Annotated in this window: 16 protein-coding genes and 1 pseudogene; 9 read left to right on the top strand and 8 right to left on the bottom strand. The window is 57.2% G+C overall.

Annotated elements, in window-relative coordinates; genetic code table 11:
• Positions 1–86 precede the first annotated feature (86 nt).
• Genes pilB through yacG form a run of 5 tightly spaced genes read left to right on the top strand, consistent with a single transcriptional unit; the run spans position 87 to position 4,700 of the window.
• Positions 87–1,787, top strand: a complete 1,701-nt coding sequence (pilB, locus tag ACCD02_RS30690; protein ID WP_413310130.1) for a type IV-A pilus assembly ATPase PilB — start codon at positions 87–89, stop codon at positions 1,785–1,787.
• Positions 1,788–1,790: 3 nt separating this feature from the next.
• Positions 1,791–3,008 (top strand): type II secretion system F family protein, encoded by a 1,218-nt coding sequence (locus ACCD02_RS30685; RefSeq protein WP_413310128.1) that lies wholly within the window; start codon positions 1,791–1,793, stop codon positions 3,006–3,008.
• Between the two features lie 2 nt (positions 3,009–3,010).
• On the top strand, positions 3,011–3,883 hold the full coding sequence (locus tag ACCD02_RS30680) for a prepilin peptidase (RefSeq protein ID WP_413310126.1): 873 nt from the start codon (positions 3,011–3,013) through the stop codon (positions 3,881–3,883).
• Positions 3,880–4,503 (top strand): dephospho-CoA kinase, encoded by a 624-nt coding sequence (coaE, locus tag ACCD02_RS30675; protein WP_413310124.1) that lies wholly within the window; start codon positions 3,880–3,882, stop codon positions 4,501–4,503. The genes ACCD02_RS30680 and coaE overlap by 4 nt, the downstream gene beginning before the upstream one ends.
• A complete protein-coding gene (gene yacG, locus ACCD02_RS30670; RefSeq protein WP_413310167.1) occupies positions 4,497–4,700 on the top strand; it encodes a DNA gyrase inhibitor YacG in 204 nt (67 codons plus the stop codon). The genes coaE and yacG overlap by 7 nt, the downstream gene beginning before the upstream one ends.
• Before the next feature lie 187 nt (positions 4,701–4,887).
• On the opposite strand, the gene ACCD02_RS30665 is transcribed toward yacG, so the two are convergent.
• Together ACCD02_RS30665 and ACCD02_RS30660 are read right to left on the bottom strand one after the other, a co-directional pair.
• Entirely contained in the window at positions 4,888–5,568 is a 681-nt protein-coding gene (locus ACCD02_RS30665) for an energy-coupling factor ABC transporter permease (protein ID WP_413310122.1), read from the bottom strand.
• Complete coding sequence (locus ACCD02_RS30660) at positions 5,565–6,026, bottom strand: hypothetical protein (RefSeq protein ID WP_413310120.1); 462 nt, start codon at positions 6,024–6,026, stop codon at positions 5,565–5,567. Before ACCD02_RS30660 ends, ACCD02_RS30665 begins: the two co-directional genes overlap by 4 nt.
• Before the next feature lie 102 nt (positions 6,027–6,128).
• Between ACCD02_RS30660 and ACCD02_RS30655 the strand changes: the two genes are divergently transcribed.
• The 3 genes from ACCD02_RS30655 (at position 6,129) to ACCD02_RS30645 (ending at position 8,397) form a co-directional block, all read left to right on the top strand.
• Positions 6,129–6,758, top strand: coding sequence for a DUF1780 domain-containing protein (locus ACCD02_RS30655; protein ID WP_413310118.1), 630 nt, complete (start codon positions 6,129–6,131; stop codon positions 6,756–6,758).
• Positions 6,759–6,855: 97 nt separating this feature from the next.
• The gene (locus ACCD02_RS30650; RefSeq protein ID WP_413310116.1) at positions 6,856–7,029 is read left to right on the top strand and encodes a DUF3094 family protein; all 174 of its coding nucleotides are present in this window, start codon (positions 6,856–6,858) and stop codon (positions 7,027–7,029) included.
• A gap of 69 nt (positions 7,030–7,098) precedes the next feature.
• The gene (locus ACCD02_RS30645) at positions 7,099–8,397 is read left to right on the top strand and encodes an NAD(P)/FAD-dependent oxidoreductase (protein ID WP_413310114.1); all 1,299 of its coding nucleotides are present in this window, start codon (positions 7,099–7,101) and stop codon (positions 8,395–8,397) included.
• A 182-nt stretch (positions 8,398–8,579) separates the two neighbouring features.
• Here ACCD02_RS30645 and ACCD02_RS30640 read toward each other — a convergent pair whose 3' ends face one another.
• From ACCD02_RS30640 to ACCD02_RS30615, 6 genes are all read right to left on the bottom strand, one after another.
• On the bottom strand, positions 8,580–10,115 hold the full coding sequence (locus ACCD02_RS30640; protein ID WP_413310112.1) for a diguanylate cyclase domain-containing protein: 1,536 nt from the start codon (positions 10,113–10,115) through the stop codon (positions 8,580–8,582).
• Between the two features lie 145 nt (positions 10,116–10,260).
• Complete coding sequence (locus ACCD02_RS30635) at positions 10,261–11,832, bottom strand: PAS domain-containing methyl-accepting chemotaxis protein (protein WP_413310110.1); 1,572 nt, start codon at positions 11,830–11,832, stop codon at positions 10,261–10,263.
• A 554-nt stretch (positions 11,833–12,386) separates the two neighbouring features.
• Positions 12,387–13,694, bottom strand: a complete 1,308-nt coding sequence (dctA, locus tag ACCD02_RS30630) for a C4-dicarboxylate transporter DctA (RefSeq protein WP_413310109.1) — start codon at positions 13,692–13,694, stop codon at positions 12,387–12,389.
• A 95-nt stretch (positions 13,695–13,789) separates the two neighbouring features.
• Entirely contained in the window at positions 13,790–14,959 is a 1,170-nt protein-coding gene (locus tag ACCD02_RS30625; protein ID WP_413310107.1) for a mandelate racemase/muconate lactonizing enzyme family protein, read from the bottom strand.
• 385 nt (positions 14,960–15,344) lie between these two features.
• Positions 15,345–15,779 carry a hypothetical protein gene (locus ACCD02_RS30620; RefSeq protein ID WP_413310106.1) on the bottom strand — a complete coding sequence of 145 codons (435 nt, stop codon included), beginning with the start codon at positions 15,777–15,779 and terminating at the stop codon, positions 15,345–15,347.
• Positions 15,780–15,977: 198 nt separating this feature from the next.
• Complete coding sequence (locus ACCD02_RS30615; RefSeq protein ID WP_413310104.1) at positions 15,978–16,628, bottom strand: hypothetical protein; 651 nt, start codon at positions 16,626–16,628, stop codon at positions 15,978–15,980.
• Between the two features lie 265 nt (positions 16,629–16,893).
• Between ACCD02_RS30615 and ACCD02_RS30610 the strand changes: the two are divergent.
• Positions 16,894–17,055 (top strand): annotated as a pseudogene (locus ACCD02_RS30610) (zinc-binding dehydrogenase); the annotation flags it as partial.
• Positions 17,056–17,486 lie beyond the last annotated feature (431 nt).

The raw sequence follows: 17,486 nt of genomic DNA, 5'->3' as shown, positions 1-17,486 counted from the left end.
ACAATTTACGTCACTTACTACGTCCTGATTTGGCAGCAAGGTCCGTCTGCGCTATAAACCTCCCACTGTCTGTATCTGGTGGTTTTATGACTGATGTCGTCCTCACAGGTTTGGCCAAACAATTGGTTGTAGCCGAGCTTCTCAACGAAAAAACTGCGCAGCAAGCCTACCAAGAGGCGCGCCGAAACAAGACCTCCTTCGTCAGCTACCTGGTACAGAATAAACTGGTCAAAAGCCTGGTCCTGGCCGAGATGGCGTCGGAGCAGTTTGGCCTGCCGTTTCTCGATCTGGCTACCCTTGATAAAGAGGCTCAACCCCAAGGGTTGGTCAGCGAAAAGCTGATGCGCCAGCACCATGTCCTGCCTTTGTGGAGGCGCGGCAATAAATTATTTGTCGGTATTTCTGACCCGGCCAATCATCAAGCCATTACCGACGTTCAGTTCAGCACCGGGCTGAATACCGAAGCCATTCTGGTGGAAGACGATAAGCTCACTATTGCTATCGATCGGTTTTTCGATGGCGGCAGCGGCATGGGCGACCTCGGCGATATCGATCTTGGGGTCGAGTTCGAGTCCAGCCAGGATGATATTAAAGAAACCTCCCTCAGCGGCAAGGACGATGCGGAAGACGCGCCCGTGGTTCGCTTCGTCAACAAGATGCTGATGGACGCCATTCGTATGGGGTCGTCCGACCTACACTTTGAACCCTATGAAAAGAGCTTTCGTGTACGACTGCGTACCGACGGTATTCTTCACGAAGTGGCCAAGCCGCCAATCAATCTGGCAAATCGTATCGCCGCACGGTTGAAGGTCATGGCTGGGCTGGATATTTCCGAGCGCCGTAAACCTCAGGATGGCCGGGTCAAACTGCGCATCTCGAAGAACAAGTCCATCGATTTCCGTATGAACACCCTGCCGACGTTGTGGGGTGAAAAGGTCGTAATGCGGATCCTCGACCCTACCAGCGCGCAAATGGGCATTGACGCCTTGGGCTATGAGCCGGATCAAAAAGAGCTGTACCTCAACGCGCTCAAGCAGCCCCAGGGCATGATTCTGGTTACCGGGCCCACCGGTTCGGGTAAAACTGTTTCCCTGTATACCGGGCTTAATATCCTCAACACCGTGGATATCAATATTTCCACCGCCGAAGACCCGGTAGAGATCAACCTGGAAGGGATCAACCAGGTTAACGTCAATCCGCGTCAAGGAATGGACTTTGCTCAGGCCCTGCGTGCGTTCTTGCGTCAAGACCCTGACGTCATCATGGTGGGTGAGATTCGCGACCTCGAAACCGCAGAGATCGCGATCAAGGCGTCCCAGACCGGCCACATGGTGATGTCGACCCTGCACACCAATAGCGCGGCTGAAACCCTGACTCGCTTGCATCATATGGGCGTGGCTGCGTTTAACATTGCCACGGCGATCAACCTGATTATTGCCCAGCGCCTGGCGCGCAAGCTCTGCCAATACTGCAAGAAAGAAGTGGACCTGCCACGGGAAACCCTGATTCAGGAAGGTTTTCCGGAATCAGAAATCGGCAAGTTCAAGATCTATGCGCCCGTGGGCTGCGATCAATGTAATAGCGGCTATAAAGGCCGCATCGGGATTTATGAAGTAGTCAAGAAAACCGCAGCGCTTGAACGGGTGATCATGGAAGAGGGCAATGCTCTGGAGATCGCCTCGCAAATGCGCAAGGACGGTTTCCCCGATCTGCGCACCTCGGCCCTGCGCAAAGCAATGCAAGGCGTTACCAGCCTCGAAGAAGTCAACCGCGTGACCAAGGATTAAACAATGGCGAGCAAAGAAGTCAAAGTCAGTGTTTACACTTGGGAGGGCAAGGACCGAAAAGGCGCAACCGTCACCGGCGAACTAAGCGGGCATAATATTCCGCTGATCAAGGCACAGTTGCGTAAACAGGGCATCAATCCGCTGAAAGTGCGGAAAAAACCTGTATCCCTCTTTAGCAAGGGCAAAAAGATTAAGCCCTTGGATATCGCTTTCTTCGCCCGGCAAATGGCGACCATGATGAAGGCCGGTGTCCCGCTGCTGCAGTCGTTCGATATCATCGGCGAGGGTGCGGAAAACCCGAACATGCGCAAGATGGTCGACGATATCAAGCAACACGTCGCATCAGGTAATAGCTTTGCCTCTGCGCTTAGGAGCAAACCAGAATATTTCGATGACCTGTTTTGCAACCTGGTGGACGCAGGTGAGCAATCCGGTGCCCTGGAGTCTCTGCTTGATCGCGTTGCCACGTATAAAGAGAAAACCGAGGCCCTGAAGGCCAAGATCAAGAAGGCCATGACCTACCCGATTGCAGTCATGGTGGTCGCGTTCATTGTGACGGGGATCCTCTTAATAAAAGTGGTTCCGCAATTTCAAACAGTTTTTGCCAGTTTTGGCGCGGAACTACCTGCTTTTACCCTGATGGTTGTGGGCCTTTCACAGTACGTGCAGGATTATTGGCTAATGATTTTGATCGCATTAGTCGGTGCGTTTTTTCTGTTTAAACGAGCGTATAAACAATCCGAAGCGTTCCGCGATTGGTTAGACAGGAACCTGCTGAAAGTCCCGGTGATCGGGCCGCTGATCTACAAGTCATCAGTTGCTCGATACGCGCGCACTTTGGCGACTACTTTCGCGGCAGGTGTACCTCTGGTTGAGGCACTGGACTCTGTCGCTGGCGCCACGGGCAACGTAATATTCAGGAATGCCGTACACAAAGTAAAACAGGACGTTTCCACCGGCATGCAACTGAACTTCTCCATGCGCTCAGTCGGCGTCTTCCCCAGTCTGGCCATCCAGATGACGGCGATTGGCGAAGAATCCGGTGCCCTGGACTCGATGCTGGACAAAGTCGCCACCTACTACGAAGACGAAGTCGACAATATGGTCGATAGCCTGACCAGTCTGATGGAGCCCATGATCATGGCAGTCCTTGGGGTAATCGTCGGCGGCCTGGTTATTGCGATGTATCTGCCTATCTTCAAACTCGGAAACGTCGTTTGACCATGCCTCTCTCTGACTTCTTCGCCAGCTCCCCGCTGGCCTTCACCCTGGCCACTCTGGTCCTGGGCCTGCTGGTCGGCAGTTTCCTCAACGTCCTGATCTACCGCCTGCCCATAATGATGGAGCGCGACTGGCGCGCTCAGGCCCGTGAAATGCTCGCTCTGCCCGCCGAGGAACAGGCCGAAACCTTCAACCTGTTCCTCCCCCACTCGCGCTGCCCCCAATGCGCCCATAAAATCCGTGCCTGGGAAAACCTCCCGGTCATCAGCTACCTGTTCCTCGGCGGCAAATGCTCCGCGTGCAAGGCGCCGATCAGCAAGCGCTACCCATTGATCGAACTGGCCTGCGGGCTGTTGTCGGCGTTTATTGCCTGGCATTTCGGTTTTGGCTGGCAGGCGGGGGCGGTGTTGGTGTTGAGTTGGGGTCTGCTGGCGATGAGTGTGATCGATATGGATCACCAGTTGCTGCCGGACTCCTTGGTCCTGCCGTTGCTGTGGCTGGGGCTGATTGCCAATACCTTCGGGCTGTTTACCAATCTGCACGATGCCTTGTGGGGCGCGGTGCTGGGTTATATGAGCCTGTGGTCGGTGTTCTGGATCTTCAAGTTGCTCACCGGCAAGGAAGGCATGGGCCAGGGTGACTTCAAGCTGCTGGCGCTGTTTGGTGCCTGGGGCGGTTGGCAGATTGTGCCGCTGACCATTCTGGTGTCTTCGGCGGTGGGGGCGGTGTTGGGCCTGATTATTCTGCGCCTGCGCAATGCCGAGACCAGTACGCCGATCCCCTTCGGTCCTTATCTGGCCATTGCAGGCTGGATCGCGCTGCTCTGGGGTGGTCAAATAACCGACTCCTATTTGCAGTTTGCCGGTTTCAAATGACCAACCCTGTTAACACACCCTGGATTCTCGGCCTTACCGGCGGGATCGGCAGTGGCAAAAGCGCGGCCGCCCAGCACTTTATCGACCTCGGCGTGCACCTGGTGGACGCCGATAACGCCGCTCGCTGGGTGGTGGAGCCGGGTCGGCCGGCGCTGGCGAAGATTGTCGAGCACTTTGGCGACAGTGTGTTGCAAGCCGATGGCAGCCTTAATCGCAGCGCCCTGCGCGGTTTGATTTTCCAGGACGCCGAGCAACGGCGCTGGCTGGAAGCGCTGCTGCATCCGCTGATCGGTCAGGAAATCGCCAGTTACCTGGCCCGCGCGCAATCGCCCTACGCCATTCTGGTCTCGCCTTTATTGGTCGAATCAGGCCAGTCGCGCATGACCCAGCGTATTCTGGTGATTGATGTGCCGCAGGCTCTGCAGATCCAACGCGCCATGCAGCGCGACGGCTCCAGTGCCGAACAGGTGCAGGCCATTCTCAAGGCCCAGGCCGATCGTGCCGAGCGCTTGCGTCATGCCGATGATGTGTTGGTCAATGACCGCGATCCGGCCTGGCTGAAACAGGAAGTGGAGCGGCTGCATCACTTTTATCTGACTTTACGTGGAGGCCAATCATGAGCCCGACAACCGTGCAATGCCCGACCTGCGGCGCCCCTGTGGAATGGAGCGCGGCCAGCCCGGCGCGGCCGTTCTGCTCTGATCGCTGCAAGCTGATTGATCTGGGTGCCTGGGCATCCGAGGAGCATGCGATTGCAGGCAGCCCGGACGCTGAAGATGAATTGTTCTCCGGGGATATGCCGCCCAGGGAGCATTGATTCAAACAATAAATCCTTTCCGTTATTGCGCAAGCGAATGGTGGGAGCGAATTCATTCGCTAAGACGGCATTTCAGGCCATAAAAATGCAGCGAATGTACCGGCCTCTTCGCGGATAAATCCGCTCCCACAGGGTTCCAGGTGTACGTTCGCTGCACATCAAGTCCGCAGGCCCTTTGTGCCCCCGCTCAACCCTCATCCTTCCACGGCGCCGACAAATAGCGTGTGCGGTTGAAGGTCTCCAGCCACTCGGGGGCGAAGACCACCAGGGCGCTGATGATCATGCCGTTGATAAAGGCTTCGGGAAAAATGATCAGCCACAGGTAGCCGATAAAGTCTTCCAGCCATTCCGGCATCGCGAAGATGCCTTCGAACCACAGCAGACCCAGCGCCAGCAACAGGCAGAGCAAGGCCGACAGCCCTGCGGCGAAGAAGCCCGAGCAGAAAATGTAGACGAAAGGACTCTTCGGCTGCGCCCGCTCAACGCCGATCGCGCAGAGTTCCGTGACCAGTACCGGCAAGGCCACGAACAGCAGGCCGTTAACGCCGAGCGCTGCCCAGTCCTGTCGGCCCAACAACGCCAGGCCCAGTTGCGCCACGCAGCCGCCGAGCAGCGCCAGGGGCCAATCCAGCAACAGGGTCACGGCGGTCATGCCGAGGAAGTGGTAGGACACGCCGGTATCGAAATCCCGGCGCATCAGCCACAGCAGAAACAAGCCAAAGATGGTCGCGAACAGTAGGTGCTGACGGCGGCTGTCGGTAAACAGCTCAACCCAGGGCGAACGCCAGATCGCCCAACCCAATAGCGGCGCATACAGCAGCCAGCCGACCAGCAGGGTCGGCGCGGTCAGGACCTCGACGCCGATCATGGCCGTTCGAGGGCGGCACGCAACTCATCGCTACTGCTGAATTGCTGTTGTTTGACCAACCGCCCGTTCTGCACCTGCAACCACAACACCTTATCGGTATCACCTTCATAACGCGGCACCACGCGGGCATCGCGGTCGAGCATGATCCGGTAGGAATAGGCGCGCATGCCCGGCACGGCGAACATTTTGCTGATCACTGCAGGCATTTTGTGGATATCGGCAACAAACACCGTCTTGCGCGCTTCCAGGAAGCCCTCGGGCTTGCCTTGCAGGGCGCCGTTGACCAGTTTGGCCGCGTCCATGCTGCGCGCCACCAGCAGGGTCTGGGTCTGCTCGTTGAAGGTGTAGGGTTGGTCGAATTGATCGAGCAGGGTCCAGGGCGCCAGGCGCTCGCCGACTTCCAGGGCGTGGGCAGCGGACGGCAGCAGGATCAGTAACATTAACGGCCAGAGTTTCAAGACAGGGTCCTCAATCGCTTCATCGGTGAAATTTCGCTCATTAGTCTACAGCCTCGGCTTTCGTACTTTCAGTTGTAGTCATTACAACGCTAAGCTTGGGCCATGGATGACTCAGACTTTCTGCGCCTGCTTACAATCCAGGCCGAACAAGCCAACTCGTTCCTGTCCAACGCGCGCAAGTGGGAGCGCGAACGATGGGTGTGCGAGCGGCTGCTCCAGGGTTTGAATATCCGCCATCGCGATGAAGACTTCACTGCCGCCGGTCAAGAACCGCCCGATGTGCTGTTTCGCAATGCCTGCTTCGAGGTGTTTTTCGTGCTCGACGAGGGGCGCCGGCTCAATGATGAATGGCGCGAAGAACTGGAACGGCGGCGCAGTGCCGACTCCCTCAGCGAACTGGTGCGGCGCCAGGCCAAGCCCAAGCGCATCCCTGCGGCCGATCTGCTGGAACGATTGGGGCCGACCCTGCGCAAGAAGGCCGGCAACTACCGCGAGCGCGGGCTGGACCTGAGCAAGCTGGACCTGATCGCCTTCGTCAGCCTCAAGCGCGAAGTCCTCGACCTCAACAGCCATTTCCCGCCACCGACCGAATACCTGCGCCAGGGCTGGCGCTCGCTGTCGCTGGTCGGCCCGACCTTTGCCCGTGTGTTGTTCGCCCATCCCGACGCGCCGGATTTCCTGCGGACCAATCTGGGGCGCAGCGTGATTTTCGACGTGGGCATCAGCCTGTAGACCGCGCATGCTGATGGCGTAATTACCCCGCCAATGTTACAAATGGCGATCATTCCCATGGATTTTACTGCGTCATGCAGTATTCCCAGAGGCCGACATGTCCAGCCGCCTGAACCCTGACGACCAGCAGCGGGTCGAACAGTATCTGCAAGCGCCCCAGCATCGAGTCGATCGCCGACCTTTTCGGCCCTGGCTGCTCCTTGTACTGGTGGTCGCCGTAGTGGTCGGCCTGGGCCTGTTGAGTCGCCTGCTGGCGTGGGTGGCGCTATGAGCTGCTTCGCGCTCGCGCCCCCGGCCCTGCCGCCGCCCCCGAATTCCTTAAACCTTATGAGATATCCCTATGACTCATCGCATCGTGATCGTTGGCGGAGGCGCCGGCGGCCTGGAGCTGGCTACCCGTCTGGGCAAGACCCTGGGCAAACGCGGCACGGCCAGTGTGACGCTGGTCGACGCCAACCTCACTCATATCTGGAAACCGCTGCTGCATGAAGTGGCCGCCGGTTCTCTGAACTCCTATGAGGACGAGTTGAATTACGTGGCTCAGGCCAAGTGGAATCACTTTCAGTTTCAGCTCGGACGCATGACCGGTCTGGACCGTGAGGCCAAACAGATTCATCTGGCCGCCACCGCCGACGAAAACGGCGCCGAACTGGTTCCGGCGCGCAGCCTGGATTACGACTCGCTGGTAATTGCCGTGGGCAGTACCACCAATGATTTCGGCACCAAAGGCGCAGCCGAGCATTGCCTGTTCCTGGATACCCGCAAGCAGGCCGAGCGCTTCCATCAACAGCTGCTCAATCACTATCTGCGCGCCCACGCCGGGCAGGACGATAGCCCGACGCAAATCAATGTGGCCATCGTCGGCGCCGGGGCGACCGGGGTCGAACTGGCCGCCGAGCTGCATAATGCCGCTCACGAACTGGCTGCCTATGGCCTGGGCCGGATCAAACCGGAAAACCTGCGTATCACCGTGATCGAGGCCGGGCCGCGGGTGCTGCCTGCCCTGCCGGAACGCATTGGCGGGCCAGTGCACAAGACCCTGGAAAAACTCGGTGTCACCGTGCTGACCAACTCGGCGGTCAGTGAAGTCACCGCCGAGGGTCTGCACACGGCGAACGGGCAGTTTATTCCAGCGACGCTCAAGGTCTGGGCGGCGGGGATTCGTGCGCCGGGCTTCCTGCATGAACTGGACGGCCTGGAAAGCAACCGTATCAATCAGTTGCAAGTGCGCCCTACCCTGCAAACTACCCGCGACGACAATATCTTCGCGTTCGGTGACTGCGCGGCCTGCCCGCAACCAGGTACCGACCGCAACGTTCCGCCCCGCGCCCAGGCGGCGCATCAGCAGGCGTCGATGTTGGTGAAATCGCTAAAGCTGCGGATCGAAGGGCAGACCTTGCCGGAATATAAATATCAGGATTACGGCTCGCTGATTTCCCTGTCGAGTTTCTCGGCAGTGGGCAATCTGATGGGTAACCTGATGGGCAGCGTGATGCTTGAGGGCTGGCTGGCGCGGATGTTTTATATCTCGCTGTACCGCATGCACCAGGTGGCGCTGTACGGGATGTTCCGCACCTTGATGCTGATGCTCGGCAGCCGGATCGGGCGTGGGACCGAGCCGCGAATGAAACTGCATTGATTCGCGGTAACTGACACGGCTCTGTCATACGGCAAACACTGGATGTGGGACCGGCTTTAGCCGGGAAGACGTGCTTTCTGGCCAAGGAAATGCAGCGGCTTGACCGGCCCCTTCCCGGCTAAAGCCGGTCCCACCGATATCATTCCACTAGTTGAGTTGTTTGATGTCGAACCACCGCGCTATCAGTTCATCTCCAGGGTATGGGTTACATAGCGCCCACGCCCCATTTTCTTGGCCTGGTACATCACCCGGTCAGCCGCCAGCAGCAGCTCGTCCGAGGTGTTGGCACCGTCGCTGATGGCGATGCCAATGGACACGCCAAGCCGGCAGTGCTTGTTGCACAGGCTGAACGGCTGTTCCAGCGCAGCGATACAACGCGCGGCGGCGGTGCCTGCGACCAGTTCGGCGTTACTCCCCAACCCGCTGAGCAACAAGATGAATTCGTCGCCGCCGATCCGCGCCAGGGTGTCCGCCTCGTGCACCGCCTCGTTGAAACGCGCAGCGACTTCGCGCAGCACCTCGTCACCGGCTTCATGGCCCATGCTGTCGTTGATGTCCTTGAAACCATCCAGATCCATGAACAATAGACCGACCTGACTGCCTTCCTGGCGGGCCTTTGCCAAAACGAGCCGCAGACGCTCTGAAAGGTGCACGCGATTAGGCAGCCCGGTCAGGGTATCGGTGTGAGCCAGGCGTTTGAGTTCGTCCTGATTCTCATCCAGCTTGAGCAGCAGGCGGTTGAACGCAGCGATCAGATGGCCGACTTCGTCTTCGCGGCGGATCGGCAAAGGTTCCAGGGGTATTTCGCCCCGACTCATGCGATCGGCGCAGTCAGCGGCGCGGAACAGGTGACCAAGCACGAAATACAACCCGATACAGGCCAGCAGCATGAAGAAAGAGGTCGCAATCGTGGCGTTCTTGATCAGGAAATGTTGCAGCCGGCCGATGGTGGCAAAGGCAACGCTGGTCGGCATGCGCGACACCACCAGCCAGCCCGCACTGGGCACCGAGACCATGGCCGAAACCTGCTCGACACCTCGATCATCCTTGGCAATCCCCGCGCCCCGAAAGCCCGCCATGGCCCGATCGAGCATCGGGTCGGCTCCCGGCGGGGTCAGGGGGGACAGCATCGACTGGCTCTGCGACGAGGCAACGAACATCTGATCCCTGGGCGAAACCAGCAGAAATCCGTTCGCGACATTGTCGACACGGCTTTGCAGCAACGAATCGAGAAAACCGTGCCCGGACAGAATGGTGCTGCCTACCAGCACGGCCAGCACATCGCCGTTGGCGTTTTTGATCGGCACCGACATGGGCAGAATCGGCACCTTGGCGTAGGTGCCGATCCGGGGGCGACCAATATAGCTGCCGCCACTCAAGGCGCTTTTGAAGTAATCACGCTGGGAAAAATCACTACGCTCGCGCTCGGGGTAGATCGGATAGTCCGCGAGGTTCTTGCCATCCAGGCCGATGACATATAGCCCCGAAGAAAACAGCGTCTGGTAAACAAAACGCTCCTTGAGCCAGATGCGCAGGGCATCGGGCTGGTTCAGCAGATTCAGCGGCAGGGAGGCAGCAATACGATCCAGCAATACCTGGCGACCGATGATCTTGCCGTCGATGTCCCGCGCAACATAGGTCGCCAATGCCAGTTGCTGCTGTTGGGCAACAGCACCCAGGTCCTGGCGTAGAAAGTCACTCAACACGTAATAACGCAAAAAAGAGCCGAGAATTACAATGCCCAGCGCAAGGCACAATAGCCGTGTAATCACGCTATTTAAAATGCGCGGCAGAGGCTTCTGTGCTAAGTATTTTTTCGGCATTCATCGAGTGTACCCGAAACACATGCCGTCGCTAGCATGGTTACTGGCGTTTTGCCTTGAATTGTTGAACCAGACCATATAATCGGCCGGTCAGTTGCATGACTTCGCTGGCACTCTTGCGATTGTTTTCGCCGGTAAGCACATTACGCTGCGCCGCATCGCGAATACTACCGATAGTGCAATTGATGTCCTCACTGACGACACCCTGCTGCTCGACCGCCGCCGCGATCCGGGTATTCATCTGCGCGATATCGGTAACCCGCTGACCAATCCCGACCAATGCCGCTGCGGCCTGCCGGGCATGTTCGACCGAAGATCGGGACTGTTCGCGACTCTCATCCATGACGCTGACCGCCGACAACGCGCCCTCCTGCAGCCCGGCAATCATATGGTGGATATCCATGGTCGATTGCTGGGTGCGCGCGGCCAGGCTGCGCACTTCATCAGCGACTACGGCAAAGCCGCGGCCTTGCTCACCGGCACGCGCCGCTTCGATAGCCGCGTTAAGCGCTAACAGATTGGTCTGCTCGGCAATGCTGCCGATGACGTCCAGCACCTGGGAGATTTCGCTGCTGCGGCCCTCCAGTTCATGCACGACCTGAACGGCCTGCCGGATTTTGCGCTCCAGTTCGCTGATGGACTCGCTGGTCAGGGCCACCAGGTCTTGACCAGCCTGGGTTTCATCACCGGCAAGCCGTGCGGCATCGGCAGCGTCCCGGGCACTGCGAGCGACGTCCTGAATACTGGAGACAACCTCATTGACCGACTGGGCAATTTGATCAGTGGCGATCTGTTGCTGCACGCTAAGCGTGTTGCTGGCATCGATTTCAGCCAAGAGACTCTGGGTATGGCGATCCAGGCGGCTCGACGCATCGGCAATCCGGCCAATGACTGCGCCGGTCTCGGCCTGCGCCATGCGCAAGGCAAAATCAATTTGCCCAAGTTCATCGCTGCGCCCGGTATACAGCACCTGACTCAGAGGGTTATCAGCAATCTGCCGGGCCCGTTCGACCAGCTCGCGCAACGGGGCCAGCAACCACCAGACCCCGGCGCCACCCAGTACTGCACTGACCCCGGCCAGAATCACGTCGTCCGCGAAGGGCATGCTTAGAAGGCCGGCGCAACTGCCCACCCCAACACCTAGAAGAGCAGCGACAACAGCAGTGGATTTGCTGCGCAACCCGAGGCTACGCGGCAATTTGCTTCCGTTCTTGATTCGCCCATAGAGCGCTTCAGCGGCTTTGAGTTGATCCGCTTGAGGCCGGGTACGCACGGACTGATACTCGACGATAGTGCCGTTCTGGCTGATTGGAGTGACATAAGCACTGACCCAATAATAATCGCCGTTCTTGCAGCGGTTTTTAACCAGGCCCATCCATGAGCGACCACCTTTCAACGTCGCCCACATATGTTCAAACGCCTGGGTCGGCATATCCGGATGACGAACAATATTATGCAACTGGCCCATTAACTCGTCTTCGGAGTATCCACTGATGGAAACAAAATCCGAATTTACATAGTTGATGTAACTTTGCGTATTGGTCGTCGACAATATATTGGCGTCAAGCGCAAGTTCCACATTGCGCCCGCTGGATAACGTCTTGCGCTGCATCGTCCTATCCTCGTCATTCGGTTCCAGGCCCCAGTGCGGCCTGACAGCCTCGGGGATACTTGCAGTGGAATATGCCCAGGCAAGCCGCGCTGTTCTACGCGCTCCGTATTGAAAGTGTTTGATCGGGGTCAACGGACTTATAACTTCGTGATCGTTGTCGTCATCAGGACGGGATGAGAACTACGAAAGCGTCGAATCTGTGGGACATACACCCCGTCTTCGACGCCGCGCTGTCGCGCAGCAAACGCGACGCAACTATCTGCATTGAAATGAGGCTTGCAGGAGCCGGCTTGCTGGCGATGACCTCAGGCCAGTCACTGACACCGTGCGAGCGCTTCGCACTCGATCGCCAGCGAGCCGGCTCCTACAGGTCCTGTGTTTGCCGTGCGACGGCGCGGTGTCAGGGGCGCCGTGACAGCTCTCACAGAAGTGTCATGATTGATCGGACCAGCTTGCTGCAGCCCGAAAGCCGGACCGCTGCACACCGAACGAGACCTGGAAAGCACTACCGGCCATGGCGTGTTTAAAGCGCAATGACCGGAGCACCTAGTGAATTATCTTTGCGCCATTAATGCCTTGTTTGCCGCCTTTTGCTGTTTCATGGCGGCGATTTCACGCTCGCAGGCCTCGACGTCGAACGAGTTGTCCCACTTGGCAATGGCGATGGTGCCGATGCCATTACCGATCAGGTTGGTCACGGCCCGCGCCTCATTCAGAAAACGGTCGATGCCCAAGAGCAAAACCAGACCGACCAGAGGAATGGAGTGGATGGTGGTGAGCGTTGCAGCCAGGGTCACAAACCCGGCACCTGCCACGCCAGCCGAACCTTTGGACGTCAGCAGGAATACGCCGAGCAGAATCATCTGATCCATAAAGGTCAGGGGTGTATTGGTCGCCTGGGCGATAAAAATGGCGGCCATGGTGAGATAGATGCAGGTGCCGTCCGCGTTGAAGGTGTACCCCGTTGGCAACACCATGCCCACTACCGACTTTTTGCAGCCAAGCTTTTCCAGCTTCACCATCATTCGGGGCAGCACGGCTTCGGTCGAACAGGTGCCAAGCGTGATGAGAATCTCATCTTTGAAATAACGAAGAAATTGCAGCAGCGGCATGCCCGACCATCTGGCCACCGCACCGAGCACCACCACGATGAAAATCAAGGTGGTGATGTAGAGCGCGACCAACAACTGACCGAGTGACAGCAAGGTACCAATCCCGTACTTGCCGATCGTGAACGCCATACCGGCACCCGCACCAATCGGCGCCAGGCGCATGACCATTGCAACGATCCTGAACAGACCTTGCAGGAACAGATCAATGGTGTTGATTAACGGTTTGCTGGTTTCGCCCATTTGAACCAGGGCAATACCCATCAATACCGAAAGCAGGATGACCTGAAGCATGACGCCATTGGAGAATGCGCCGATGAACGTATGCGGGATGATATTGAGAAAGAAATCAATGGTACCACCTTGCTCACTGGCCGCCTGGCTGTATTTGCTGATGGCACTTCCATCAAGCGCACTCGCGTTTATGTTCATACCCGCGCCAGGCTTTACGATATTGACGACGATAAGGCCGATGACCAGGGCGATGGTCGAAAGAATCTCGAAGTAGACCAGCGCTTTTACGCCAATTCGTCCGACCTCTTTAATACTGCCCATCTTTGCAATACCAACGACGACGGTACCGAAAATAATGGGCGCCAGGAGCATTTTGATGAGTTTGATAAAGCCGTCAGCAAAGGGTTGGAGCTTGGCTCCGACATCAGGCACGAAGTAACCGATTGCTGCGCCGATCACGATGCCGATCAGCACTTGCACATATAGCTGGCCATACCAGCGGGATTTGGAGATTTCCACGGGAGCACCTCATTTTATTGTTGTGATGGGCATGTGGCTTGAAGTTGATGGTTGATGCTGCGGCCTCGTTATACGAAGCCGCCCATCACGAGCGATCAGCCTTCGCCCAGCTCACGCATGACTGCGTATAAAGCGGACTTGGCCTCGAAGCCGACACCTGGAATATCCGGCAGACCGACATAGCCGTTTTCCACCTGGATCCCGTCAGCGAAGCCACCGAAAGGCTGGAACACATCCGGGTACGATTCGTTGCCCCCCAGGTGCAGACCTGCCGCGATGTTCAGGGACATCTGGTGCCCCCCATGCGGAACCACGCGGCGCGAAGACCACCCCATCTCTTCCATCACCTTGAGCGTGCGCATGTACTCCACGAGCCCGTAGGACAATGCACAGTCGAACTGGAGGTAGTCCCGATCAGGGCGCATGCCGCCGTGGCGCAGTAGGTTGCGCGCATCCTGGTGCGAGAAAAGGTTTTCCCCGGTAGCCATGGGCAGTTCATAGTGGTTTGCAAGCTCAGCCTGCAGTGCGTAATCCAACGGATCACCGACCTCCTCGTACCAGAAGAGGTTGTACTTCTTGATGGCTTCGGCGTAAGCAATACCTGTCTGAAGATCGAAACGACCATTGGCATCGACTGCCAAACGACGACCATCGCCGACCACTTCAAGTACCGCTTCGATGCGACGGATATCCTCGTCCAGTGGCACTGCGCCAATCTTCATCTTGACGACATCGTAGCCACGATCCAGATAGCTCTGCATTTCTGCCTTGAGCTTGGTCTGGTCTTTACCTGGGTAGTAGTAGCCACCCGCCGCATAAACCCAGACCTTGTCATCGGCCACGCCGTTACGGTAGCGGTCGGCCAGCAGGCGATACAGCGGTTTGCCTTCAATCTTGGCGACGGCATCCCACACAGCCATGTCGATAGTGCCAACTGCAACGGAGCGCTCGCCGTGTCCGCCTGGCTTTTCGTTGGTCATCAGGGTTTTCCAGATGGCGAACGGATCCAGGTTGTTGTTTTCATGATCGACCAGCGTATCTGGATCGGCTTCCGTAATACGCGCCAGGAAACGATCACGCATCAGTGCGCCCTGGCCATAACGACCATTGGAGTTGAAACCGTAGCCGATGACGGGCTTGCCATCGCGAATCACATCCGTGATGACAGCAACGACCGAGCAGGTCATTTTGGAAAAGTCGATGTAAGCGTTGGCAATGGGAGAAGCGATAGAGACAGTTTTTTCACGGATGTCTACGATACGCATGACGGGGTCCTCTTGTTGTTGGTGGCCCCACGTTATGCTCTGCGATGACACCCGCCCAATGCCATTAATGCCGCGCGCTATGCACAGGACGCATGGCCCTTGGTACTCGTTGGTTTTGCCTCGAACCGCCAGGGAGAGTCTTGCGAAGTTTTCTGCTTTGAGTGGCAGGCTCGGGAATCAGTGCGCGCCCGGGTGAAACAGCTCGTTGCGTATGTCCATCGACCTCGCGAATTGTCTGCTTAAGGTATTTTTAAAGACCTATCAATGGTCGCAGCCGCGCTTCTAGTTGTCCCAGTAGCATCAGCCAGCAAACCTTGAGCGCGCGGGCCGAAACTCCCGAGTGGCTTCATTCATCAACCCGACGCCCACCTGCTGCCACAAACAATCAGCCAAAAGAAGGCATCGGCCCTAATGAATGCAGGATCCAGGCAACCGTTGCGACGGCCGCACTCACGGCGACTGCCAGGCCGATAAAAACCCACTTCACGATTTTGGAAAACATCGGCGGCGTATGCATCGGGACATTGAGTTCCCTCAAAGGTGCTACCTGCTCCGCGCCTTGCGCGCAAGAAGCGTCAATATCGAGTCTCAAGTACTTCACTTTCGTGCCTTCCTGCGCAAGGCCAACCCGAGCCAGAATGCCTGATGGCGTATTCTTGTCGAACTCGACGAAATGACTGACTAATACCCCTTCGTCAGTAAACTCTTCCTCCTCAAGTACAACCCATTCGTCCAGTTCTTCCACAGTAATGCCGAGCTGATCTGCAATCGCCTGCTGGAATCGCTCTTCATGTTCGTCGCTTTGCTCTCGATAGCTCATGACATCTTTCCCTGACTGTGCGCGGACGCGGAAAACGGGCGTCCTTCTACTGACCTGGCCCCGGTTTTCGAGGCCAGGGCTTGGGTGCAGCTGAGCGAGAATTTCCGATACCAGCGCTATGGACGTGGTTTTAATCCTGGCTTCTTCTAAGGCTGCCTTATATCCACCGAATGGGTAAGCAAGCCACAGGCTGGCTACTTATCTGCGAAATCGCCACCAGGCCACAGCGTTGTAAATCATGAAAAGGCCTCCCAATATGCCGAGTGGCCACAGCACCAACACCTGCGCGTACATTCCCGAGTACAGTAATTCGAACCGCCAGTCCCTTGCACTCTTGGGATAGGCATCCAGCATCAGGCGTGCATTGATTTGGCTATATGCGCGGTCAGGGGAAACCACTTGGGCCTGAAAGCGGTAGTGGCCGACAGGTTGCGGGTAATGGACCATGCCCAGTTCATGATCGACGAAATCACTTGCCCATCCCTCAACCTTGCCCGTGGGCGCATTGCCTTGGTCTATCACCACTCCACCAGTCGTGAGCAGCTGCCATTGCACGGTAACAGGCGGCAGGACATCAGCCTTATCGAAGGCCGCCAATGCGTTCAGAGTTCGCTGGTTCAGGTCCGTGAAGCGGATAATGAGCCGGTTATAGTCCGGCGCCCGGATCTCCAATGGCTCATCGATGGTTTGCGCTTGATATAGCGTGATCGGTACATCAAGCGGATCGGTGGTGATCCAGTCACGCCATAGCGAAAAGGCCGATGACAGGACGGCTATCCCAACGGTAAACACGGTCCAGCGAAGGCAACGCCGCTTGAACTTCTGCGCCAGAATCGGATTGATGGGCATGGCCGCGTCGTTTTATGAATGAGTGCGCTTTTTCTCATTAATTTGTCGCGCAGCACAAGTCGCCATGAATAATTCGCAAGAACGATCAAATCCCTCCCGACTCTTTTCGCCAGTAGCGCTCCCGTCTTAAAGGAGCCGCTGAATGCTGAACATCGAAACAGGATCACCTTTCTAACTCTCCAGCCACCGCCCATAAAGTTGGGGGAATTGCTCGCGCACCCAATCAACAAACACCTCAACCAAGGTCCCGTCCGCCGGACCACCATCCGTGGCACCGCGCTCGGCGTTTGATCGCATGAACGCATTTCTGAACAAACACGCGATCCGTCCAGTGATCGAACACACCTATGCGTTCGAAGACGCCCACAAAGCGTTCGAGCATCTGGCAAGAGGAGCCTTCGGCAAAGTGGTCATCAAGGTTTCCTGACTCAGTGTGTCAAGTCCGGGTAGCGGCCCGCAGTGCGAGTGGTGGCAGTGTTAGCCATACAGTGCTGCGGGTGGCCGCCAGGTGCCATAAAAGCTGGAATCGGTCCATTATCAGGATTCGCTTCAGATGAGCGAGACAGGTGCACAAAGAGAAATAATTTTTCCAAACGAAAAATGCCAAGCGTCAAGGTTTTCACCTCGAGCCTGGCATATTTCAATTTACGTCATTGCATCCCGCGACGTTATTTCGCCACAGACCACTACTTGTCTAAACGCTGATTCCATTCAGAAAAGAAGCTTCGGTCAAGACTGGCTACTACCCACCAGCCTTGACGCTCTGTTGCGGTACCACGGGAAAAATGGTCGGGGTAAGGGGATTCGAACTCCTGACATCCTGCTCCCAAAGCAGGCGCGCTACCGGACTGCGCTATA

The organism is Pseudomonas sp. Pseusp88, from assembly GCF_047303955.1.
Classification (GTDB): domain Bacteria; phylum Pseudomonadota; class Gammaproteobacteria; order Pseudomonadales; family Pseudomonadaceae; genus Aquipseudomonas.
This window is presented reverse-complemented; position numbering and strand designations above follow the sequence as displayed.

Bases quoted from the DNA above. Each gene is read 5' to 3' on its own strand.
- ACCD02_RS30645 (WP_413310114.1), top strand. From the start codon at position 7,099: ATGACTCATCGCATCGTGATCGTTGGCGGAGGCGCCGGCGGCCTGGAG.
- ACCD02_RS30620 (WP_413310106.1), bottom strand. From the start codon at position 15,779: ATGAGCTATCGAGAGCAAAGCGACGAACATGAAGAGCGATTCCAGCAG.
- ACCD02_RS30655 (WP_413310118.1), top strand. From the start codon at position 6,129: ATGGATGACTCAGACTTTCTGCGCCTGCTTACAATCCAGGCCGAACAA.
- pilB (WP_413310130.1), top strand. From the start codon at position 87: ATGACTGATGTCGTCCTCACAGGTTTGGCCAAACAATTGGTTGTAGCC.
- ACCD02_RS30635 (WP_413310110.1), bottom strand. From the start codon at position 11,832: ATGCAGCGCAAGACGTTATCCAGCGGGCGCAATGTGGAACTTGCGCTT.
- ACCD02_RS30625 (WP_413310107.1), bottom strand. From the start codon at position 14,959: ATGCGTATCGTAGACATCCGTGAAAAAACTGTCTCTATCGCTTCTCCC.
- ACCD02_RS30680 (WP_413310126.1), top strand. From the start codon at position 3,011: ATGCCTCTCTCTGACTTCTTCGCCAGCTCCCCGCTGGCCTTCACCCTG.
- ACCD02_RS30685 (WP_413310128.1), top strand. From the start codon at position 1,791: ATGGCGAGCAAAGAAGTCAAAGTCAGTGTTTACACTTGGGAGGGCAAG.
- ACCD02_RS30665 (WP_413310122.1), bottom strand. From the start codon at position 5,568: ATGATCGGCGTCGAGGTCCTGACCGCGCCGACCCTGCTGGTCGGCTGG.
- coaE (WP_413310124.1), top strand. From the start codon at position 3,880: ATGACCAACCCTGTTAACACACCCTGGATTCTCGGCCTTACCGGCGGG.
- ACCD02_RS30615 (WP_413310104.1), bottom strand. From the start codon at position 16,628: ATGCCCATCAATCCGATTCTGGCGCAGAAGTTCAAGCGGCGTTGCCTT.
- ACCD02_RS30650 (WP_413310116.1), top strand. From the start codon at position 6,856: ATGTCCAGCCGCCTGAACCCTGACGACCAGCAGCGGGTCGAACAGTAT.